Here is a 20,742-nt window from a genome sequence, read left to right on the forward strand (position 1 = left end):
AATCGCCTTAGACCGCGACCCTGAGAGCTCCTTCCTGCCTTGCCTGCTCGTTCGGCGTTTCGGAGAACAGGCTGCCGATGAGCTGAGCCGCCTGGGCGTCGTTCTCGGGCAGCGCGTGGGCGTAGAGGTTCATCGTCAGGGTTGCCGAGGCGTGGCCGAGCCGGTGCTGGACGGTCTTCATGTCCATGCCGCCGGCGACGAGCTGCGTTGCCTGGGTGTGCCTGAGCTCATGGAACTTCAGGCCCTCGAAACCGTGGGCCTTCGTGAAGGACCGCCACCAGCGCGAGAAGTTCGTCGGGGCGATGAGGCCGCCTTTGTCGTTGCAGCAGACGGGTGTGTCCCTCGTCTGTTCGAGCGACAGAATGGCGAGCTCTTTTCGCTGGAACTGCTTCCACCGCCTCAGGTGCTCGATGGTCTTCTCGTCCACGGCGATGACGCGCTTCCCCGCCTCGGTCTTGGGCTCCTTCACCTCACCGTAGGTCGTGACCGACTGGGTGACGCGGATGGTTCCCCGTGCGAAGCTGATATGGCCCCACGTGAGGCCCAGGACCTCTCCGCGTCGCATACCGGTTGCGAGGCCGATGCGTGCCGCCATGACGTTGCCGATGCTGGACAGGCCTCGCAGGTAGCTCCGCTCCGAGGTGTCGCCGCGCTTCTCCTGCCGTTCCTCGATGGCGTCGCGGGACGCATACGCCTCGTACTCTGCCTCGTCGATGGTCGCGAGCAGCTGACGTGCCTCAGCGGTGGTGAGGGAGCGGCGGTCCGGTGTGTCGCATCGCGGCGCCTTGACCTTCTCGGCGGGGTTGCGCAGGATGAGGTCGTAGTCCACGGCACGCGAGAGGATCTGCTTGAGCAGCTTGTGGATCATGTTCATGGTGGTGCCGCTGCACTTGCCCTTCTCCTCCGTCTTGTCCCAGCGCATCTTCATGTAGAGCCCCTCGATGGTCTGGGCAGTGATGTCGCGAAGCCTGATGGCTCCGATGTAGGAGCACATGTCCTCGATGATGGTGCGCTCCCGGCGCAAGCGCGTCTTGCTGATCTCCGCCGCCGTCTCGCGAGCTTGCTGCCACTGCTCCGCGAACTCGGCGAAGGTCATCTTGTCGGCGTTGGCCGAGAGACCGTTCTCGAGGTCTGCCTTGAGTTGGTCGCGCAGCTTGCAGGCGTCGGACTTGGTTCCCTTGATGTTTCTTGAGACCACGTCGCGCTTGCCGGTGATAGGGTTCGTACCGAGGTCGATGCGGACCTTCCAGTGCTTGGGGGCGTAGCTGGTTCCGTCGGGCTTCTTTACCTCCGTAATGCTTCCGTCTCCTTTTGCCATTACATTCACCTCCTTGGTTGGCGAGCGTCGTGAGCAGGTCTTTTGCTATTCCATCACGCCCCTATGGGGCGGGGTGGGCAATTCTTTGGGCCTCCGCGTACCAGCGCTCGATGGAGGTGCGGTAGTCCTCTCCGATTTGTGCGACTGCGTCTTCGAGAGGGGTGCCGGAGGCGTACAGGATATGTGCGGTCTGACGTCGGCGTTTGCTAGCCGCCGTCTTGTGGGATTCGCAGCAGAACTCAGCGCGGCTCGATGTCGAGCGAGTAATGATTGGAGTGCCGCAAACGGGGCAGAGAGACACTCGGCCATCGTATATGGCGTCCTCGACGGTGTCATAGAGAGCGGTTTGCCAGCGAGTGAAGCCGCCGTCATCTTTAGGACGGAAAAAGCCCTGATTCAGCGAGAATAGGGAGTTGATTTCGAAATCCGGTTCGTCGGTGTAGTAGTGGTAGAAGTCCATCGGGTTTAGATACATCGGCGTGCCCAAATCAACAGTAATTAGCTCTCCGCACAGCAGTCGGATTGCCTCTTCTTTCGAGTACCTCTCTCGTTCATAAACGATGAGGAAGTAGTAGGTGCTATCAAGCGAATCAACCGGATTCTCGGGCCACTCCTCGTATGTTGTGAGCAAATAGCCGTCTTTGTTGATGCCGTCGGGATAGTTGCCAAAATTCTCAAAAATAGTGTCTTCCGCGATGCTGTCAAAATAAGTGCCCGCTATCTTGTGAGTTGACTCATCGTCAAGGGCAACAGCGGCATACTTCGAAACATCGCTGAGAAAGTCTCTGACGTATTCCTGGTCGAGCGCCTCTGTGATCTCGGGGAACTTGAACAATCCGTCAGGAGGCGTAGCTCCTAAAGCGTAAGCAGCGATAGTGAGGTAGCGGACATAGCTGTCGCGAAAAAACAACAGTTCGGGAATCCAAACTTCATGAAGCTCGTCTTTGCTCACCGAAAGCAAGTCCTTCTCGGTTAGCTCGTCGAGATAGTCGATCTCGCTGTCAGAATCAATCCGCGACCTGAGGGAGCCGGACAGGTCGATTTGAAGCTCTTCGGGCTTCCAGAGGCCGTTCTTAAGGGGATCGTCCTCGCGCTTGGCAAAGAGCGAGCAGCACGCCTCGTTCTTCAAGAAGTCGAGCATCGTCTTCCAAGAGTGAACGGTGAGCAGCTTGTTTAGGGCGGCTCGAGGTTCGATCTCACGATCTTCTCCCTCCGGGAGATAGACCGCGCGCTCCTCGTTCAAGGCAACCAATCTCATAGTAACCGTCACTCTCAAAATATCGTAAATCTACCGTAAACCAAAAAGAACAGTAAACTCTTGTGGTTACGATGGTACCAACACCAACAGGGCGCGTCAACGCCAAAGAATGGAGGTACCTCATGGAACTCTCGCGATTCGAAATCACCCAGCGGAGGGAGAGGCTCGGCCTGTCGAAGTCTGCCTTTGGGCGGGAGTCGGGGCTACACGTCTCCACGATCTCGCAGATTGAGAACGGGCATCTCGTTCCGTATCCCGGGCAGGTCAAGAAGATGCTCGCTGCGTTCGAGCGACTCGAGGCGAAGGAGCATCTCCAGAAGGTGGCGTCGTAGCCATGGGGCGTAACCATCCAGTTTGCCAGTCCGGTTCGGATGGAGCGGCTCCAGGGGCATCTGTTGAGATCTTCTCGGCATACCCCGACCTGCTGACACCCGCGCATATTTCGGAACTGACCGGGTTCACGGTTGAGTACGTGCGAAAGCTCTGTCGAGAGCACAAGATTCCCGCCGTGCAGGTGGGTGGCAGGCAGTGGTTCGTGCCGAAGCCGCGATTTGTTGAGTATGTGATGGGCGGTGACGCATGAGTCTCCGGAATAATGCGCCCGCCGTGCTGGTCTTTTGGCGAGGACAGCGCACGGCGGACGCTTGGAGTGCAACCCCTAAGGGGCTGCGGGCACAGCTTACCATTTGCTGCGTCTCCATTGTGAGGGCACGTCACAGGCTCCCGGGCGGCGATGGGGCATGAGCGGACGCGTTGTCTCCAAAGAGCGTGCCGACAGCGCGCTTCTCTCCATGGTGCCACCGCGAGACTACGAGACATGGAAGAACATTGGCATCAGCTATAAGGCGGCTGGCGGGGACGTCGACACCTTTCTTCGATGGTCATCCTCCGACCCAGACAACTACGATGAGGCACAGGCGCGCCGGCTCTTCGAGCATGTGAGCGAGAACGGGCGCATCACCGCGGGGACGCTCTTCTGGCACGCAAAGCGTGCAGGCTGGGTGGAGGATGCCTCCGACAGCTCTGTTATCCAGGCTCCTTCGGCCGCCCAACCCTCCGCCATGGACCTCTCTCCGGTGCAGCAGGCCGTGGCGCAGCTCGTGGCGCTCTTCGAGCCGGGCGAGTACGTGAATCTCTCCGTGCGGGCGAATTGGTCGGAGAAGCGTTGCAAGTGGGAGCCCGCGGATGGCGGCACGTGCTATGAGCGGGACGACCTCATTGCGCGCCTGCAGAGCGAAGGCTTTGGAGGCGTGCTCGACGGATACGAGCCTGAGGCGGGGATATGGGTCTGCCAGAACCCCACCAACGGGGAGGGGCGCGGCAAGGGAAGGACAACGGCGTGGCGACACGCCCTCATAGAGAGCGACGAGATTCCCGTCGACGAGCAGATTCGCATCATGAGCGAGCTCGACCTGCCCATCACGGCGCTGACCAAAAGCGGCGGGAAGTCCGTTCACGCCTTGGTGCGCGTGGAGGCGGACGGGCCCAACCACTATGAGGATCGCGTGCGGCTGCTGCACGAGCTCTGCGACGCCGCTGGGCTCAAGGTTGACGCCGCCAACAAAGACGCGAGCCGCCTCACGAGGCTGGCGGGGGCGAGCCGAGGGACGGAACGACAGTCGCTTCTCGGCACGGACATGGGTGCGCGGGACTTCCACAGCTGGGCGGAGGCGCATCGTCCTCATGCTGGTGACCAGGACGCCGAAGAGTCGAAGGACGTCGCCGCGCGCTTCGAGAACTTGTTTATTCCCATGCCGTCCGAGTTGCAGGAGCTTCCTCCCGTGCTGATCGAGAACACCTTTCGGAAGCAGGGCATCATGCTTGTCGGCGCGGCGCCCAAGGTCGGTAAGACATTCCTTGCCGCGCAAATGGTCGTTGCCTTTGCGACGGGCACGGGTCTTCTCGGGTTCGAGTTCACGCAGTGCGAGAGGATTCTCGTGGTGAACTCTGAGATGAACCAGGCGGAGTATGTGAACCGCATCGTCGAGGCATCTCTCGCCTCTGGGATTGCTGCTGATGTTGCTTCGCATGTGCGAATTGCCCACACGGACGATAGGCCGGAGATGACGGTCAAGGACATCGCTGAGGTAGTCTGCGGAAGCGGTTATCGTCCTGACGTTGTCATCATTGACCCAATCTACCCGTTGTTCGCGGGTGACGAGAACAGCAACGCTGACGCGAGGACAACGCTCGGATACCTCAAGATGATTGCAAGCAAGACCGGCGCGGGCGTCATCTACATGCATCACTTCAGCAAGGGGCCGCAGGACCTCAAGGAGGCTCGCGACCGCGTGAGTGGGGCGGGCACCCTGGGGCGCAACTACAGCGCGATGTGGTCGCTCACCGAGCTCGCCCCGAGCGAGGAGGACGTGGCAGACCTGCCCGATGGCGCCGTTGTGGTGCGTGTGTCGACCGACCTGCGCAGCTTCAAAAAGTCGAAGGCCAATAAGAACCTCGACTTCAACGCTGTGCGCATCGACGGCATGTTCCTTCGGGATGACAACGGCAAGTTCGACAAGGCACCCACGCGCGAGGCCGCTCGGCGCGCCGAGGCGAGCAAGAAGACCGCGCAGAAGGAGAAGCGCAAGGAGAAGGCGCGCAAGAGAATCAAAGATCTTCTCGACAAGAACGGCGGTGAACCCGTGCCCTTCTCGACGGTGCAGAATGTTACGGCGCTCTCACCAAACACCATCAAGGATTACCTCATCGACTTTGATGAGTATCAGCTTGTGAAGATGCAGATGGACGGCAAGGGTCAGAAGCGCAACCACATAGCGTGGACGGCTTGGCAGCCGCCGCTTGGCACCAATTTGCTGGAGTTGGGTGGAGCCGATGAGTGACTCGAAAGCCTGTCAGGGAAAGCTCAGAGATTGTCAAGCTCGTCAATTGACAGGCAGTCGGTGCGGGAAAGCTAGGCAATCAACACCTATAGAAAGGTTGCTTGACAACCTTTTCTATGGCGTTGATTCCTGCGCCTCGCTTTCACAGGTTCTGATGGGCTTTGCGGGGTCGGCCCAATGAGCGCGTGGACGACCGGACAGAACGACGTAATCCGCGAGCTGGGGCACCGGGGCGCCGCTGCTGTGCGCGAGGAGATTCGTAGGCGCTATGGTGTGGAGAGAACCGTTCGAGCGATTGAGATGCAGGCGTCGCGGATTCATGCGAGCTTGAGGGTGCTCTCGGTGTGCCCGCAATGCGGAGCCATCGGCGTACGGCTGAACCGCCAGAGCGGGATGTGCCCGCGCTGCACCGAGGAGGCGCATGTGGCCGAGGAGCGGGCGTTCAACGAGCTTCTACACCGCGAGGCGGAAGGGTGCGAGGAGGGGCCGGAGATTGAGGCTGCGAGGCGCGAGTACGCGCGGCTACGGCAGCAGAACTCACGGCTCATGCGCAAGTACGGGCTCAAGGGCAAGCGCGAGCGGGAGTGAGGCGGTACAATCGCCCGTAAGGCGGGACACGCCCCGACTAAGCCTCGGGAAACGGCCTCGCGACGGGGAGAGGGATTCCTACCGGGGTCTTACGCACCGGTGCCTGGGTCCTCTCCTCTTTTCTTTGTGACACCTCCGGACAATGAGCCTGTACGAATGTGGGCTTGTCACGGAGGGAGGTGCCCGGCATGAGGGCAAAGCTCACCGAGGAACTGATCCAGCAGATGACCTCGCTCAAGGGCGATGGTCTCTCCAATAAGGATATCTGCCGGGCGGTGGGCATTCACGAGGCAACGCTGTACCGCTGGCTCTCCAAGCCGAGCGGGAGGCTGCATCGCGCGTTAGGCGAGTCACTAAAAAAGGCAGAAGCTGACTACAAGCGGACGCTTCTCACCACCATCCGTGAGGCGGCCACCAAGAAGAACGGGCAGTGGACGGCGGCCGCGTGGCTCCTGGAGCGCAAATATCCCGACGAGTACGCACAGGCTACCCGTGACAAGGGCGAGCGCGCCGAGGCGGCTCCGCAGATTGTGCTCGGCGTGGCGGTTGACGCGGTGAAGCCGGGGGCCGATGAGGGTGGTGACGTCGATGGTTAGCGCCGCCGACCTCTGCATCCCGCGCTTCCACGATGTGCTCGGTGACGTCATGGCGCACGGGCATACGCACTACTGGCTGCACGGTGGCCGAGGGAGCACGAAGTCGAGCTTCATCAGCTTGTGCATCGTTCTTCTCGTTGTGGCTTTTCCCTACGCGAACGCGTGCGTGGTGCGGCGCTTCTCCAACACGCTGCGCGACTCGGTGTATCAGCAGGTGCTCTGGGCCGTTGAGGCGCTGAGGCTCTCGGCGTACTTCAAAGCGAAGCTCTCGCCGATGGAGATCGTCTACCTCCCCACGGGGCAGCGCATCGTCTTCCGCGGGGCCGACGACCCGCTCAAGCTCAAGGGCGTGAAGTTCACGCGCGGCTACTGCGCGGTGACGTGGTTCGAGGAGCTCGACCAGTTCGACGGCATCGAGGCGGTTCGCTCCATTCTCAACTCGCTCCGCCGTGGCGGCGAGGACTTCTGGATCTTCTACAGCTACAACCCGCCCAAGACGATGTGGAGCTGGGCGAACGTGGAGTGCATTGAGCGCAGGCGGCGGGCGGACACGCTCGTTAGGCGCTCTTCGTACCTCGACGTGGTGGAGGCGCGGCCGGGGTGGCTCGGCGCGCCCTTCATCGAGGAGGCGGAGTACCTGCGCGAGGAGAACGAGCGCGCGTGGCGCTGGGAATACCTCGGCGAGGTGACCGGGACGGGCGGAGCGGTCTTCGACAACATCGTGGAGGCGAGGCTGACCGACGAGCGTGTACGAGGTTTCGAGCGCATTCGCAACGGCGTGGACTGGGGTTGGTTCCCCGACCCGTGGCGATTCGTGCGCTGCGGCTGGGAGCCGGGCGCGCGCAGACTCACGGTCTTCGAGGAACACTCGGCAAACAAAATGATGCCTGCCGACACGGGGCGCATCGTGGTGGACGCGCTCACCTATGCCGACGAGCCGGGCGCGGAGCCCTACTTCCACGACCAGATGGTGTGGTGCGACAACACTCCCGACTCGAAGGTGCAGATGGCAACCTGGCGGCGCGAGCTCGGCATCCGCGTACACCCTGCGAGGAAGGCGCGGATGCGGAGGCTCTCCTATGACTGGCTTGCTGGTCTGAGGGAGATCGTCATCGACCCCGCGCGTTGCCCGAGGACGTTCGAGGAGTTCACCTGCAAGGAGTTCCTACGCGACCGTGATGGGCGCTGGATCGACGAGATTCCTGACGGTGATGACCACTCCATCGACGCGGTGCGCTACGCGATGATGGATGACGTGCTGAGAGGGTGAGGGACGTGCTTCTCGGCATATTCAGCTGCCAACTGAAAACGCGAGGTAGCGGACGTTCTTCTCGCCAGCTTAAACGTAGGGAGGACGGACGATGCGATGTGCCGTTGATGGGCGGGCGGGATCCTCGGCATCAAAAGCTAAAGCCTGAGGGGCATGAAGGGGCTGTGCGGAAGCGTGTGACGGAAGTAGCACGTTCTTCTCGCCAAGCGAATGAAAAGGAACGAAGGCTGGAGGAGTTGCCAGGGGAGCCGGTTGGGCGTAAGCGATGGAGGGCGATGTAGATGGGGCAGGCGTACGAGGAGGAGTACTGGGTGCCGGAGCACGTGCGGGAGTACCTGCGGGCGCTCGGATTCGCGCTGCCGCTGGAGGCGATGGAGCCGCACATTCGCGCATGGCACGAGTGGATGCAGGCGTGCGGGTCGTTCTACGACTACAAGGACACCGACGGCGTTGGGCGCATGTACGAGGTGCACAGGCGTTCGATTCATCCGGCAATGCGGGTGTGCCGGGAGTGGGGGTCGCTGCTGCTGAACGACAAGACGCAGGTGGTGTGCGGGACGCAGGAGTGCACGGACTGGCTCGAGGGGTTTCTCGCCCAAAGCGGCTTCATGGCGGCGGCACAGGCAACCGTGGTCAAGGCATTTGGCATGGGGACGGGCGCGTGGGCGCTCTGGGTGGACGCGGATGCGGGGAGCGTGCGCATTAGGCACTACGACGCACGCATGGTGATACCGCTCACGTGGGACGAGGAGGGCGTGACGGAGTGCGCGTTCGTCACGCGGGCGTTCTGGCGGGGGCGCGCGGTCGACCAGCTGCAGATGCACCTCAAGGGTGCTGGGGCGGACTTCTCGGCCTCTTTGTCCTTCTCGCCTAATGAGAGCGTGGGGAGGGGCGGTTATCGGATCGTCACGGTGTGCTTTGACGAGCACGGCAACGAGGTCGCGCCTGCGGGCGTGTGCCCCGTGTACGAGACGGGCTCTCCCTATCCCACCTTCGCCATCGTGAAGCCGGCCGTGGACAATACGCGCGTGGACATGAGCCCGTACGGGCAGAGCGTGTTCGCGGACGCGGTGGACGCTATCCAGGCGGTGGACCTCGCCTTCGACGCGATGATCTCGGAGATCGACAACGGCAAGATGCGGGTGTTCCTGAGTGACGTGATGTTCGACCAGGAAACGGACGGCAGGGGGCGCAAGGTCTCGATACCGTTTGGGCGGCAGGACTGCACCGTGTTCCGGAAGGTGATGAGCACGGAGGACACGATTCAGGAGTTTGCGCCGGCGCTGAGGACCGACGCTCAGGTGAGGGCTTTCAGGTGCGCGCTGCAGATGCTCGGCGACCTGACGGGCTTCGGCCTGGGGTACTTCGACTTCGACGGAGCGGGGTACGTGAAGACCGCGACGGAGGTCTCGGCGGACAACTCGGCGCTCATGCGCAACATCCGGCGGCACGAGCATGCGCTCGAGGGCGCGATAGCGGGCATCTGCAGGGCGGTGATGGCGGCGTCGCGCTCGCTCGGGGTCGAGCTCCCGGACGAGGGCGAGGTGCGCGTCACGTTCGACGACAGCATCATCACGGACACGAGCGCCGAGAAGCGCCAGGACATGGCGGAGGTGGCCTCGGGCCTCATGAACGCGTGGGAGTACCGCGCCAAGTGGTACGGGGAGGACGAGCCAACCGCGAGGCGGCTCGCGGTAGACGCTGATGCCGATGGCGCGCGCGGGAACGTCTCCAGCGCGCTCGAAGCGGGCGTTGCCGGTGCCGTTCGGGGAGCATAGGGCTTTCGGACGCGTCGCAAGCCTGGGATGGCGCTGTGCGGGCTCACACGAGGCTGCGTGCGGCTTGGTCGCCGCCTGAGGGCCGGAGTTCGGCTGAGGAGAAACGGGGCCGCTACGGGCCTCCCAGGGACGCTTGCAGGTTGTCGCGAAGCCGATCCGCGCCCCGCGCGGATGACGGGTATGCGGGTAGCTCTCGGCACCGTGGCGCATGCGCACCGGCTGATGCGCGAGCGGGTATGCCGCCCGCCCTGGACGGCTGACCGGTTGCGTGCGGACAGCCCGCTTGCGGCAGCAGCCCGGCCGCCCGTGCGCAGGGTGCGCGCCGCTGGACGGGCGCGACGCGCGGCTGACATGGCGCCAGTTCCCCCTGCATTAGGCCTTGGGCGCATACCGTGCGTGGCTGAACCCGAACATGCGGAGGCAGACCGCGTAGCGGGCTGCCGGAGCCGCGGTGAAGACGCGTGCGGTATGCGCCCAAGGGCGTCCCGGTTGACTTGCATGCGCCATGGCTGGCGCGTGGCGCGAACGGCCCGGTAGCGCACCCGGAGCGCGGGCGGCCGGGCTGCGGGCAATCCTCGTCAACGCAGCGCGCGGCCGGGCAGGCGGCCAGGACTGGCGGCGGGAATATCCAGCGGTAGACATGCGGGGTTGTTGTGATGGCGGCAGTGTGCTGGCTGTGGTCGCATTGTTGTTGGCTGGGCATCCGTTGACGCTTCAAGCGCACGTTCTTCTCGTTCGTCTCGATTGCTTAGTTGATGCTTAATCCATTGTTTGATGGCCCAGGTTGATGCGGGAGATTGCGAGTTGGTGGATTGACGAGCCGCGGACCAGGTGTGGTGCATGGTAAAATCTTCTGCTTGCAAGGAAAGGCGTCATAACGGACGGTGCAACAGCATCGGGAAGAAAGGGCAGGTCAACGCGTTGTCTGCGAATCGGGTACAGAGCAAAAGTATCACTGCTGTGGACCTCTTCTCAGGCTGCGGCGGCATGTCCCTCGGCTTCGAGAACGCTGGGTTCAACGTGTTGGCTGCGTTCGACAACTGGACGCCCGCCGTCGAGGTGTATCGAAAGAACTTCGATCATCCCATCTTTAAGCATGATCTCTCCGATGTTGATGCTTCCGTCCCTCTCGTCCGAGAGTTTGCCCCTACAGTCATTTTCGGCGGGCCGCCTTGTCAGGATTTCTCGACGGCTGGGCATCAGGACGAGAACGGCGGTCGAGCCATTCTCTCGGTTGCTTTCGCGAAGATCGTTTCCCGAGTAAGGCCGCAGTGGTTCGTGATGGAGAATGTCGCGACCATAAGAAACACGCGCTCGTTCAAGCGTGCTTGCGATACCTTTCGAGAGGCGGGGTATGGTCTTACCTGCAAGGTGCTTAATGCCGCATATTGTGGGGTGCCGCAAATCCGTAAGCGCATGTTCGTTATCGGGGGCATCGGTGAAGAGGATAACTTTCTTGATGATGTGCTCGACAAGGGGCTGAGCGAAAAGCCTCTCACGATCAGAGACTATCTCGGCGACTCGCTTGGGATCGATCACTACTTTCGCGTGCCGACGAATTACAGCCGGAGAGGCGTGTTCAGCATCGACGAACCGTCTATGACCATCCGCGCGGTCGACCGTCCTATACCGCCGGGGTATAAGGGCAACCCCAATGACTCCGCTCCCGTGAGCGAGACGCGCATATTGACTCCGAAGGAGCGCAGCTACATTCAGACCTTCCCCGAGGAGTTCGAGTTCTTCGGGAGTAAGTCAGACGTGAACACGATGATTGGCAATGCCGTTCCGGTTAACCTGGCCAATTACGTCGCAAGAGCTCTGATGGGCTACATCTCCAACAAGAATGGTGGTAACGAATGAGAGCCGTCGACATCTTCTCTGGTTGCGGCGGCATGTCTCTTGGTTTCGAGCAGGCTGGATTTAAGGTTGTCGCCGCGTTCGACAACTGGAAGCCTGCAGTGGAGATTTACCGCGCGAACTTCACGCATCCCATCTATGAGAAGGATCTCTGTGACGAGGATTCCGTTGAAACCATCAAGGAACTGAGGCCCGACTTGATCATGGGAGGGCCTCCCTGTCAGGACTACTCGATTGCGGGCAAGCGCACTGAGGGGGCGCGGGCGAACCTTACCATCCGGTTCGCCGAGATTGTCGCGGGCGTATTGCCTGAATGGGTCGTGTTCGAGAACGTCTACAACATCGAGAGGTTCGGCACGCTGCCGCGAATGAAGGCGATGCTCAAGGATGCCGGATATGGATTGAGCTCTCGCGTGCTCGATGCGAGCCGCTGTGGGGTGCCCCAGGCAAGAAAGCGCTTCATTCTGGTCGGCAGGCTCGGCGCCGAGGATGGGTTCTTCGACGAGTCGTTCGTTGAGGGCATGGCGGAAAAGCAGATGACCGTGCGGGATTATCTGGGTGACAAGCTCGGCACGCAGTACTATTACATGCACCCGCGCAGCTACAACCGGCGTGCCGTCTTCTCCGTTGACGAGCCCTCCGCGACGATACGTGGAATTAACAGGCCGATACCGGAGAACTACAAGCGACATCATGCCGATGCAGCGGCAATTGAAGACGGCGTTCGTGCTCTCACGACGAAGGAGCGCAGTTACCTGCAGTCCTTTCCCGAGGAGTTCAAGCTTGAGGGCGCAAAGACGAGCGTCGAGCTTGCCATCGGGAATGCCGTTCCTCCAGCATTGGCGAAATACGTTGCCGAACGTGTCTTAAAATATGAGAACGGCGTTGAGCAGTAAGAGGTGAGTGCCTTGTCGTACTTCAAGCAGACCGAGGATTACCGGACCTATCAGGGCGAGGAGTGCGACTTCCATCTTGACTACAACGCGAACAGCGGCGGAGGCCAGGCATTCCTTGGCGGGGCGTTTGCCGGGAAAGATGGCGGAAGAGCCTCAGCCTCGACGCTCGGTGGCCTGACTGCCACTTTTGCGCTTCGCTTCCATAGGGCTGACGGCAGCGTGTGCAAAGTTGACTTGGGGACGCAGGAGTCGTATCGCTACCCCGTTTCTCCTCGCGGAGCCGGAAGCCAGCAGATGAAGCTAAGTCTTGGGGGGAAGGTCAGACCGAGCCTGCTGTTGCCGGCTGTCATGATGCTTCCCGAGACAACGACCATCAACATGGCGGACTCTCTTGAACTCTCGCCGCTTACGAGGGGAAATTACTGGCTGAGATCTATGTGGCTCGATTGCGAGCTCGAAGATGACGGTTCGGCTTGCTTCATTCCCAAGGACTATGTGTTCAGTGGCGGCCTCTCTAAGCAGGGTAAGTACGCGACGGAAGACGGTAAGCCAACCGGAGAAGCCATGTTCTTCACGCTCGATTTCGAGCGACGGGTGAATGACATCCTCTATGCAGCAGATCACTGCAGCGCTCTTCCGAAGGCTGCGGCCGACGTCCTGCGACACTTTGGCGCTGTCCTTCTCGGCGTCGTACCGTTTGATTGCGAAGATTGCTACAAGAGAACCGCTGAGCTCATGAGCCTGATTGCTCACGAGTGCCCTACGACCTATTCGGGCATCGGCGACCCGCTGCCTGCTGTGATGGATATTGTTGGACGCCCGACTTTTCTCGATCATTCTGTCGTTTCCGCCCCGTCAAGCGTCCCCGAGCCCCGCAACCTCATCTTCTTCGGGGCTCCTGGCACGGGCAAGTCGTACCGGCTCGCACGGCAGGCGGAGAAGTATTTCGACAAGAGGAACGTCAGGCGCGTCACCTTCCACCCCGACTACACCTACGCTCAGTTCGTGGGCTGCTACAAGCCGGTCACGACGATGCGCACGGTGACCGATGAAGATGGAACCGAGAGCACCCAGAGCGAGATCAGCTACGGTTTCGTTCCGGGGCCGTTCCTGGAGACATACATCGCTGCGGTGCAGAACCCCGGCACGAACTACTTGCTTGTCGTTGAGGAGATCAATCGCGCGAACCCGGCGGCCGCGTTCGGTGACGTGTTCCAGCTGCTTGACCGCGACTCCGACGGTCGCAGCGAGTACGAGATTGCTGCGCCGCGCGAGATGCGCGAGTACCTGCGCGTGTTCCTACCGGAGTACGCCACGACTGCGTATATCCAAGACCCGGAGCGGTTACTCTCCGAACAGCTGCGTCTCAGGGACGAGGCGGAGCGGCTGTCGCTGCCGCCCAACATGTTCATCTGGGCAACCATGAACAGCGCGGATCAGGGCGTCTTCCCGATGGACACCGCTTTCAAGCGTCGCTGGGACTTCCGCTACATGGGCATAGACAAGGGCTCGGACAAGATCGCCGGCTACGCCGTGCCGGTCGGGACGCCCGCGCGCATGGTGAGCTGGGACGCTTTGAGGCGTGGCATCAACCAGGTGCTGCTCAATGCGGGCGTGAACGAGGACAAGCTGCTCGGGCCGTTCTTCATCTCGCCCGCGAGGCTCGCTGATCCCGACGGCTTCACTCAGGTTTTCAAGGACAAGGTGCTGCTCTACCTCTTCGAGGATGCCGCCAAAACCAAGGCTTCGAAGGTGTTCTCTCACGAAGGCCGTGCGACGTACTCGGATGTTTGCGAGGACTTCGAGAGTTTTGGAGAGCTTGCGTTCAGGGGTATGCGCGAGTTGCCGTCCTTCTCGCCGGCCAATGTGAGCGATACTGAGTTGCTTGAGTCTGGCGAGGTTGCGGGCGCTGCGGAGGAGCCGGTTGCCGACGGTGCGGAGTAGCGCCATGCGTACGGTCTACATTCGCGAGCGTTCGTTCCACTCGCCAGTGAGTCTCGCGCGGACGCTCGGCATCGGGCTGGATGACGCTGACCGCTACATCGCCCTTCTGTGCGCGCACGGCGTGCTTCGGTTGAGGACGGGTGACGAGCCGAAAGAGTACGATCCGCTTGGAGAGAGCGCGCCGCGCGGGACCTATCAGTTCGTCTACGTGGGCCTTGCCCTAGTGGAGAGCGTCTGCATTGTCGTGTACCCGAAGTATCTGCCCGAGATTGACCCGAAGCGCCCCGATGACGCCACGTGCGCAGCTATGAGTCAGGTGTTCAGGGTGCTTCGCAAGAGCGGTGGAAGCTACGCCAGCATTGCCGCCGCGACTGAGGAGGGCATGGGGGCGAACGACCGCCTGGCGCTCATGCTCTCGCTGCTCGAGATGTATGACGAGTATGGCGTCTACTCTAACTACGTGCGCACCATTGCGGACAACGGGTCGGGCAACATCAGCTGGGAGCGCACCATCGCGGCGAACCTTCCCTTCGTGCGGGATGGGCGTCCCATCTACTTTGACTACAAGACCGTGGAGACTGACGCCGACGCCTCTGACTTCGTAACGCGACTGCACCGCGCGGTGCTTACGGAGTGCTCGCGCTTCATGCAGGAGAGCGGGCTGGCTCAGCTGCTGGCGCTCGACGAGGTGTGGCTGAGCGATTCCTCCGTGGCGGACTTTGGGGACGCCGACTTCGTGGCGTACCGGCTGGAGCGCGAGCGGGCGGTGCAGTTCGTCACGTGGAAGCAGGACGTAATCGACCTCCTCGTGCGCTATGTGCGCGACGAGGGCATGTCTGCGACGTCGGACGCGCCTCTGTGCCTGGGGACGTCAAGCTTCCATCACGTGTGGGAGACGGCGTGCAAGGTCGCGTTCGGTGACGTGCTGGCCGTTCGACTGGGGGAGCTGGGGATTGAGCTGGCTCCGCCGTTCGCGGGGATGGCGGAAAAGCGGCTTATCGATGTCATCCCGAGACCGGAGTGGGCTGCATTAGGCGCCGGCGAGGAGCGGGCGTGCGGCGAGGTTGCGACGCTGATCCCGGACATCGTGACGGTGCGAGGTGCCGGCGGGCGCGCCGCCGCCGGGGGCGGGACGTTCGCCATCCTCGACGCCAAGTACTACACGCCGCTGCTGGGCGAGCGTGTTGGCGGCGTGCCGGGCGTGGAGTCGGTGACCAAGCAGTTCCTGTATCAGGCCGCGTACCGCGACTTTGTGCTCGCGCACGGGTTCTCCAGGGTGGTGAACGCGTTTCTCGTGCCGTCGTGCGGTGACGCCGTTGAGCATCTGGGGCGCGTGCGCTTTCCCGGCGTGATCGCTGCCGAGGAGCCGCCGTTCTCGAACGAGGTGGAGCTGTACGCGCTGCCGGCAGAGGCGGTGTTCGACGCCTATGTGGGCGGACGGGAGTTGGACGCCGCGCGCCTTGCTGAGGTGGTTGGCTAGGCGAGGGCGTGCTCGTCGGCTTTGGTGACCGCGTCTGCCGATGCGTCTGCGGTGGTTTCCTCGCCGCTCTCGTCAACTATGACCCACGTCCATGAGCCGGCTCCTATGGGGTACAGGTGCCGTCCGTCGATGTCTGTGCCGGGGAAGGTCTCGGTGAGGTCGGGATCGTAGGTGGTGCTGAAGGCGTCTGACTCCTCGTCGTAGACGAGCGAATCGTCGAACTCGGGCAGCCACGCAGCCATGCGCTCGACCTCGGCGCGCTCGAAGTAGGGGCACGCCCATCCGTTCCACTCCTCGGCGGGGTCGAGGTAGGCGGCGTGGACGCACTCGGGACGGTCTTCGAGGTCGGCTATAGCTACGCGGTGGGGTTGCATGAAACCACCTTCTGTAAGATTCCCGGCGGAATGGATTAATCAGGGTATTGATGCAAGCTGCTCAATCATCCGGTCAGAAGATTCGGCTTCGTCGACGGTCTTACCCTCAAACAGTTTGTCATCCTCCGACAATTGGAGAATCTGTAAAGCCGACTGCTCATCCTCTGGGATATTCGAGGAATCCAACTTCTCTTTCAGCACGGCCACTATGTACTGTGCGTCAATGCCGTTCGCTGCGTTCACTATAGTGCGCAGATCTTCGCCTTCAACGTTTTCGACAACGTCGTGCACGATAAAGCGGGGGGTGTGGATGCGATTGGCTATGGCAAATTGTTGGTAAGCTAGGTCAAACGCTGCTATGAGCGACTTTCGCGTACCCGTGCTGGACCCAGATATTGCCGTGATTGAGACCGGAAACTTATCGGTGTCAGGATAGTAGACAAGAATCGGCTTCTCACCATTTATCTGTTGAGCAAGATGAGTAAAGTATCCATTGAAGGAACTCATCATCTCTTGATATTCGCCACCCTTGCCTTTGCGGGCGGAGCCGCCGGTTGAATAGCTGGCAATATTCTCCTGAATAGATGCCAGCTCATGGTCATAGCGATCAAGCGTATCGACCGTTTCCTGGCACCTGCCAATGTCTTGTCTTAGCTGCATAAGGTTTGCGGACAGTCGCTCGTACTCGTCAATACGGTCTTTTGCCACAAGCGATAAAAACTGACTATTGCTTGCAAGGAGCGCCTTCTGCTCATTCTCAAGAGAGGTCCTTTCATCAAGCAAATCTCTCTCGATATCCTCAAAGTACGAAATCTTGTTATCACATAGCTTATCGTTAAAACTGACCATGTCCTCAAAGGTCTTATTGAGATTAGGCAGCATAGTGCAGACCTCATCGAAGAATCTCCTTGAGAGCTCGAGGTCTGCTCGACGTTGCTTTTCTGCTCTTGCGTTGTTAAGGGCCTCTCGGTTGCGTCCGATTCTATAGTCTAGCTCGCTAAGCTGATCGACCAAGCTTGCATACTCCGCCCGGACTGAGGCAATTGCGTCCCTGTTGCTTTTGTACTCATCGGCATCGAAGATGTCATCTGCTTGCGCTTTTGCTTGAGCGTATTCCCCCTCCAGAGCAACAAGTATCTGACGCTGTTGCTCAACATCTTCAACGCCGTTGACACGCATGTATTGACGCAACGATTCCCTTGTTCGGTTGAGTTGAGCATTGAGTTGGCTCAATTTGCTGTCAAGCTCGGGATCGGAGATATCGAACAAGAAATTGTATACACTCCGATACGTCGCGATGCTCGCCCTTGTCAGGGTACGGAGAAAAGCATTATCATCGCCGCCAACCGAAACTCGAACGAAAGAGTTGATGAGCTGGCGAAACGTCGGAACGTTGTTTGCGATTCCGAATAGCAGTTCATTAAGCTTCGATCTGTAATTTGTTTGGGACATCCTTTCTCCGTCGATGAAGTAGCGACCCCTTGGAAACAGCTCAACTTTGAGCTCGACCGTTTTGCCGTATGGAGCGTCAAGATTCTCCGAAAGGGTCATCTCAGCGGCGATGCGTTTTTTGTTGATGGTGTCGCGCAGCTCAATCGCTTCGGTGTTGGTCTCTTGATCTGTGTAGATGTGACTCCTGTTTTGTGCGCCCATCAGAACATCGATAAGCTTCAAGAACGTAGTCTTGCCGACCTTGTTATGGCGTTTTGAGTCCTCTGTATCTACTACGAAATTAGCCCCCTTGTGGAAGGAGACCTCACGCATGACTATATTCGTTGCGGTGTTGCGGATTCGCAATGACTTGATGAACATGCAGGCCCCCTTTCTTATCAACGGCGATACAATCTAGCAGGTATAGAAAATCCAGAGCCATCAGGAAAAAGTCGTAGCTCACATTCTTTCCCACGACATCAAGCATGACACCTTGATACAGATTCGATGCATCGATGCCATCATGCTTTCCAACGTAGTCGTATGTCGACGCAGCAAGATAGTAAACCGTACTGGTTGGTTCGTTATTTCTGTCTAGAAGCAACATGTCACACCGGCGTTTCTAGAATCTTGCACTTCGATACGCCGTAAGCGATGAGGGCGATGCAAAACTGCTCGATTTTTTCGGCGGGATGGTTGACAGCATCGAATTTCGCATCGTTGACAATCGTGTCGTAAAGATTGTCCTTGATGCGATCTAGCTGAGCATCGCCATCACCCACGCAAGGGATGCCCTCGTCATCAAAGTCTGCAACGACAATGAACATATCGCGAAGCTTTTTGACAATATCTTCGCTGTTCGGATAATCCTTCATCACCTCGTCCACGCGGACATAATCATCGACATGGTTATCAATGATGGCCATGTATCGATATGCATTGTTGAAGCGCAGCTTCTCATGAATCTGTGCTGGATTTTGCAGCGAGTAGGAGTCATCCTTGGAGGAGGGCAAAGAGTAGACAATGTCGAGCAAATCATGGATGAAGCTGTGCGTCAACGTGCGCCGTTGCAATAGCACGGTTGGATTGACAAGATTATTATCTCCAAGAATCTGGATGTTATCATTGCCCCGGGCAATCTGGCGATTACTTGTCATGGGTATTCACCTGATTGCCGGTACCCACAACTTGAATGTTTTCATTGCCAGTAGCGTTCATCTTGTTGCCTTCATAGAGATCCCGGAGCTTATCAATATCCTTTTTGTTTTTGAAGGCGATAACGGTTGCGACAATCGAAAGTACGGAAGCCACAATGCTCAACATGACATCGACCATTTCCATTTGAGCCTCCTTCCTTTCTGGTAAGGAGAAATTATAAGGCAACTCTCACCTGAGCGCGGACATTGCTTGCTGAATTCGGCTAACAAATACGCTCGGGCTGTGCGGACTGTGCGTTACTCGTTTCGCCTATAGCAAGAGCTGTGGAGGCACCAGTCTGTGACAACAACTTACCCTGACGCTGTCTCACTGTTGCCGACTTCATTGTGTCGGCATGTCACAGAAAGGCAGGCCGGCATGGCTGGTGATGAGGTTGGCTCGCAGGGGCAAGAGCGTGCGGAATGCACGACGGCGCATGAGCCGGAGTCGCAGGCGGCGCAGGAGCCGCTGACAGGCGGAGACGCGGGCGCGCACGACGCGGGTGCGGACTACGGGGCGCTTCTCGCCGAGCGCGACGCCAAGATCGAAGAGCTCGAGGGAGCGATCGCGGAGGCGGCAAAGTCTGCCGAGGCGGCGGAGGCGTTGCGTGCGGAAATGGACGAGCTGCGGCGCCAGGGCGCGGATCAGCGCGTGGAGTTCGAGCTCACGATGGCCGGCGCGAGGAGCGTGAAAGCTGCCCGCGTCCTTCTCGACGACCACGGCGGTGACGTCGACGCGCTCAAGGAGGCCGAGCCGTGGCTGTTTGTAGGCACGCCCGCAAAGCAACAGGGTGGCAAGACCGGCCTTCCCAACGCGGGGGCCGCATCAGACGAGGGCAAGACGATGAAGCGGTGGCGCGAGATCGCGGGCATCGCGGACGAGGAGTAGCAGATGGCAAACAGCATCGCATCTACCAAGAACTACACGACCATCCTTGACGAGGTGTACCAGCGCGCGGCGGTCTCCGCGTGCCTGAACAGCCCGCGCCGCATGGTGCGCGCCGGCCGCAACGCCAAGGAGATCATGGTGCCGAAGATCCAGGTCTCGGGCCTCGGCGACTACACGCGCAACGTGGGCTACAAGACCGGCAGCATCACCTACGAGTTCGAGACGAAGACCTTCAACTACGACCGGGGCATCCGCCTTCTGGCCGACGTCATGGACGTGGAGGAGGCCGGCGTGCTCGACTGCTTCGTCGAGGCCGGCTCCGAGCTCCAGCGCACGCAGGTGGCGCCGGAGGCCGACGCCTTCACCTTTGCCGAGATCGCAGGGTACGAGGGCGTTTCCACCGCCACGACCGACTATTCCGACGCCGAGGCGGAGGACGTGCTCGCCGCCCTGCGCGCCGTGACGAACGCCATGGACGAGGCGCAGGTGACCACGGGCTCTCGTTACCTCTTCATCACGCCGACGCTCAAGGGCGTGCTGGATGACTTCAGCCTTGCGAACCCGACGCGCTCGAACCGCGTGCTCGAGCGGTTCTCCCGCATCGTTGAGGTGCCGCAGGTGCGCTTCTACTCGCACATAGACCTGCTCTCCGGTGACGAGGACCAGTTTGGCTATGCGCCTGCCGAGGGCGCCTACGAGCTCACCTCCGACACCGATATCGTGAGCGGCAAGACCTACTACACCGAGAGCTCCGGAACCTACTCCAAGGTCGCGAGTCCGCAGAAGAGCGGCCTCTCCACGTATTACGAGCTCGTGGGCGCGGGCGCGCCGATCAACTTCCTCGTGGTGGAGAAGAGCGCCGTGATCAAGTTCGACAAGCACGTGGCGAGCCGCGTGTTCAGCCCGGACGAGCTGGAGAGCCTTGACTCCTACATGATGAAGTACCGCAAGTACGGCATCGTGGAGCTGCTCGACAACAAGCTCGACGGCGTGCACGCGTCCGTGGCCCCGCTGGAGTAGGGGCTCG

At 60.3% G+C, this 20,742-nt stretch carries 20 protein-coding genes; 13 read left to right on the forward strand and 7 right to left on the reverse strand.

Features of this window, described 5'->3' with window-relative positions:
• Positions 1-7: 7 nt before the first annotated feature.
• Both B5G02_RS06540 and B5G02_RS06545 read right to left on the reverse strand, forming a co-directional pair.
• Positions 8-1,318, reverse strand: a complete 1,311-nt coding sequence (locus tag B5G02_RS06540; RefSeq protein WP_094335651.1) for a tyrosine-type recombinase/integrase — start codon at positions 1,316-1,318, stop codon at positions 8-10.
• A 61-nt stretch (positions 1,319-1,379) separates the two neighbouring features.
• Positions 1,380-2,561, reverse strand: a complete 1,182-nt coding sequence (locus B5G02_RS06545; RefSeq protein WP_241146183.1) for a hypothetical protein — start codon at positions 2,559-2,561, stop codon at positions 1,380-1,382.
• 137 nt (positions 2,562-2,698) lie between these two features.
• On the opposite strand from B5G02_RS06545, the gene B5G02_RS06550 reads away from it, so the two are divergent.
• The 11 genes from B5G02_RS06550 (at position 2,699) to B5G02_RS06600 (ending at position 15,825) form a co-directional block, all read left to right on the forward strand.
• Positions 2,699-2,908: a helix-turn-helix domain-containing protein gene (locus B5G02_RS06550; protein WP_019238369.1), complete on the forward strand. Its 210-nt coding sequence runs from the start codon at positions 2,699-2,701 to the stop codon at positions 2,906-2,908.
• Between the two features lie 2 nt (positions 2,909-2,910).
• On the forward strand, positions 2,911-3,159 hold the full coding sequence (locus B5G02_RS06555) for a helix-turn-helix domain-containing protein (RefSeq protein WP_019238370.1): 249 nt from the start codon (positions 2,911-2,913) through the stop codon (positions 3,157-3,159).
• A 157-nt stretch (positions 3,160-3,316) separates the two neighbouring features.
• A complete protein-coding gene (locus tag B5G02_RS06560) occupies positions 3,317-5,416 on the forward strand; it encodes an AAA family ATPase (RefSeq protein WP_094335653.1) in 2,100 nt (699 codons plus the stop codon).
• A gap of 273 nt (positions 5,417-5,689) precedes the next feature.
• A complete protein-coding gene (locus B5G02_RS06565; protein WP_232385449.1) occupies positions 5,690-6,004 on the forward strand; it encodes a hypothetical protein in 315 nt (104 codons plus the stop codon).
• Positions 6,005-6,192: 188 nt separating this feature from the next.
• A complete protein-coding gene (locus B5G02_RS06570; RefSeq protein ID WP_094335654.1) occupies positions 6,193-6,600 on the forward strand; it encodes a transposase in 408 nt (135 codons plus the stop codon).
• Positions 6,593-7,870, forward strand: a complete 1,278-nt coding sequence (locus B5G02_RS06575; RefSeq protein ID WP_094335655.1) for a PBSX family phage terminase large subunit — start codon at positions 6,593-6,595, stop codon at positions 7,868-7,870. Before B5G02_RS06570 ends, B5G02_RS06575 begins: the two co-directional genes overlap by 8 nt.
• A gap of 281 nt (positions 7,871-8,151) precedes the next feature.
• Entirely contained in the window at positions 8,152-9,648 is a 1,497-nt protein-coding gene (locus B5G02_RS06580; protein WP_094335656.1) for a hypothetical protein, read from the forward strand.
• Between the two features lie 840 nt (positions 9,649-10,488).
• Positions 10,489-11,508 carry a DNA cytosine methyltransferase gene (locus tag B5G02_RS06585; RefSeq protein WP_241146184.1) on the forward strand — a complete coding sequence of 340 codons (1,020 nt, stop codon included), beginning with the start codon at positions 10,489-10,491 and terminating at the stop codon, positions 11,506-11,508.
• Complete coding sequence (locus B5G02_RS06590) at positions 11,505-12,401, forward strand: DNA cytosine methyltransferase (RefSeq protein ID WP_019238377.1); 897 nt, start codon at positions 11,505-11,507, stop codon at positions 12,399-12,401. The genes B5G02_RS06585 and B5G02_RS06590 overlap by 4 nt, the downstream gene beginning before the upstream one ends.
• A 3-nt stretch (positions 12,402-12,404) precedes the next feature.
• Positions 12,405-14,345 (forward strand): McrB family protein, encoded by a 1,941-nt coding sequence (locus B5G02_RS06595; RefSeq protein WP_232385451.1) that lies wholly within the window; start codon positions 12,405-12,407, stop codon positions 14,343-14,345.
• Positions 14,346-14,349: 4 nt separating this feature from the next.
• Entirely contained in the window at positions 14,350-15,825 is a 1,476-nt protein-coding gene (locus B5G02_RS06600) for an LlaJI family restriction endonuclease (RefSeq protein WP_232385452.1), read from the forward strand.
• On the opposite strand, the gene B5G02_RS06605 is transcribed toward B5G02_RS06600, so the two are convergent.
• The 5 genes from B5G02_RS06605 to B5G02_RS06625 are packed head-to-tail and all read right to left on the reverse strand — an operon-like array spanning position 15,822 to position 18,971.
• Positions 15,822-16,199, reverse strand: coding sequence for a hypothetical protein (locus tag B5G02_RS06605; RefSeq protein WP_019238380.1), 378 nt, complete (start codon positions 16,197-16,199; stop codon positions 15,822-15,824). The genes B5G02_RS06600 and B5G02_RS06605 overlap by 4 nt on opposite strands.
• 39 nt (positions 16,200-16,238) lie before the next feature.
• Positions 16,239-18,011 (reverse strand): DUF2326 domain-containing protein, encoded by a 1,773-nt coding sequence (locus tag B5G02_RS06610; RefSeq protein WP_232385453.1) that lies wholly within the window; start codon positions 18,009-18,011, stop codon positions 16,239-16,241.
• Positions 17,956-18,237 carry an ABC-three component system middle component 6 gene (locus B5G02_RS10270; protein ID WP_071784310.1) on the reverse strand — a complete coding sequence of 94 codons (282 nt, stop codon included), beginning with the start codon at positions 18,235-18,237 and terminating at the stop codon, positions 17,956-17,958. Before B5G02_RS10270 ends, B5G02_RS06610 begins: the two co-directional genes overlap by 56 nt.
• A 1-nt stretch (position 18,238) precedes the next feature.
• Positions 18,239-18,787 (reverse strand): hypothetical protein, encoded by a 549-nt coding sequence (locus B5G02_RS06620; RefSeq protein WP_143758291.1) that lies wholly within the window; start codon positions 18,785-18,787, stop codon positions 18,239-18,241.
• Positions 18,777-18,971 carry a hypothetical protein gene (locus B5G02_RS06625; protein ID WP_019238383.1) on the reverse strand — a complete coding sequence of 65 codons (195 nt, stop codon included), beginning with the start codon at positions 18,969-18,971 and terminating at the stop codon, positions 18,777-18,779. Before B5G02_RS06625 ends, B5G02_RS06620 begins: the two co-directional genes overlap by 11 nt.
• 234 nt (positions 18,972-19,205) lie before the next feature.
• Between B5G02_RS06625 and B5G02_RS06630 the strand changes: the two genes are divergently transcribed.
• Together B5G02_RS06630 and B5G02_RS06635 are read left to right on the forward strand one after the other, a co-directional pair.
• Positions 19,206-19,715, forward strand: coding sequence for a hypothetical protein (locus tag B5G02_RS06630; RefSeq protein ID WP_094335658.1), 510 nt, complete (start codon positions 19,206-19,208; stop codon positions 19,713-19,715).
• 3 nt (positions 19,716-19,718) lie between these two features.
• Positions 19,719-20,735, forward strand: coding sequence for a hypothetical protein (locus tag B5G02_RS06635; RefSeq protein WP_094335659.1), 1,017 nt, complete (start codon positions 19,719-19,721; stop codon positions 20,733-20,735).
• Positions 20,736-20,742: the final 7 nt, after the last annotated feature.

This window comes from [Collinsella] massiliensis, from assembly GCF_002161605.1.
Classification (GTDB): Bacteria; Actinomycetota; Coriobacteriia; order Coriobacteriales; family Coriobacteriaceae; genus Enorma.

What these genes read in the sequence shown, in the direction of transcription:
- B5G02_RS06540 (WP_094335651.1), bottom strand. Translation starts at nt 1,318, where the DNA reads ATGGCAAAAGGAGACGGAAGCATTACGGAGGTAAAGAAGCCCGACGGA.
- B5G02_RS06550 (WP_019238369.1), top strand. Translation starts at nt 2,699, where the DNA reads ATGGAACTCTCGCGATTCGAAATCACCCAGCGGAGGGAGAGGCTCGGC.
- B5G02_RS06555 (WP_019238370.1), top strand. Translation starts at nt 2,911, where the DNA reads ATGGGGCGTAACCATCCAGTTTGCCAGTCCGGTTCGGATGGAGCGGCT.
- B5G02_RS06560 (WP_094335653.1), top strand. Translation starts at nt 3,317, where the DNA reads ATGAGCGGACGCGTTGTCTCCAAAGAGCGTGCCGACAGCGCGCTTCTC.
- B5G02_RS06570 (WP_094335654.1), top strand. Translation starts at nt 6,193, where the DNA reads ATGAGGGCAAAGCTCACCGAGGAACTGATCCAGCAGATGACCTCGCTC.
- B5G02_RS06575 (WP_094335655.1), top strand. Translation starts at nt 6,593, where the DNA reads ATGGTTAGCGCCGCCGACCTCTGCATCCCGCGCTTCCACGATGTGCTC.
- B5G02_RS06580 (WP_094335656.1), top strand. Translation starts at nt 8,152, where the DNA reads ATGGGGCAGGCGTACGAGGAGGAGTACTGGGTGCCGGAGCACGTGCGG.
- B5G02_RS06585 (WP_241146184.1), top strand. Translation starts at nt 10,489, where the DNA reads ATGGTAAAATCTTCTGCTTGCAAGGAAAGGCGTCATAACGGACGGTGC.
- B5G02_RS06590 (WP_019238377.1), top strand. Translation starts at nt 11,505, where the DNA reads ATGAGAGCCGTCGACATCTTCTCTGGTTGCGGCGGCATGTCTCTTGGT.
- B5G02_RS06600 (WP_232385452.1), top strand. Translation starts at nt 14,350, where the DNA reads ATGCGTACGGTCTACATTCGCGAGCGTTCGTTCCACTCGCCAGTGAGT.
- B5G02_RS06605 (WP_019238380.1), bottom strand. Translation starts at nt 16,199, where the DNA reads ATGCAACCCCACCGCGTAGCTATAGCCGACCTCGAAGACCGTCCCGAG.
- B5G02_RS06610 (WP_232385453.1), bottom strand. Translation starts at nt 18,011, where the DNA reads ATGTTCATCAAGTCATTGCGAATCCGCAACACCGCAACGAATATAGTC.
- B5G02_RS10270 (WP_071784310.1), bottom strand. Translation starts at nt 18,237, where the DNA reads ATGTTGCTTCTAGACAGAAATAACGAACCAACCAGTACGGTTTACTAT.
- B5G02_RS06620 (WP_143758291.1), bottom strand. Translation starts at nt 18,787, where the DNA reads ATGACAAGTAATCGCCAGATTGCCCGGGGCAATGATAACATCCAGATT.
- B5G02_RS06625 (WP_019238383.1), bottom strand. Translation starts at nt 18,971, where the DNA reads ATGGAAATGGTCGATGTCATGTTGAGCATTGTGGCTTCCGTACTTTCG.
- B5G02_RS06630 (WP_094335658.1), top strand. Translation starts at nt 19,206, where the DNA reads ATGGCTGGTGATGAGGTTGGCTCGCAGGGGCAAGAGCGTGCGGAATGC.
- B5G02_RS06635 (WP_094335659.1), top strand. Translation starts at nt 19,719, where the DNA reads ATGGCAAACAGCATCGCATCTACCAAGAACTACACGACCATCCTTGAC.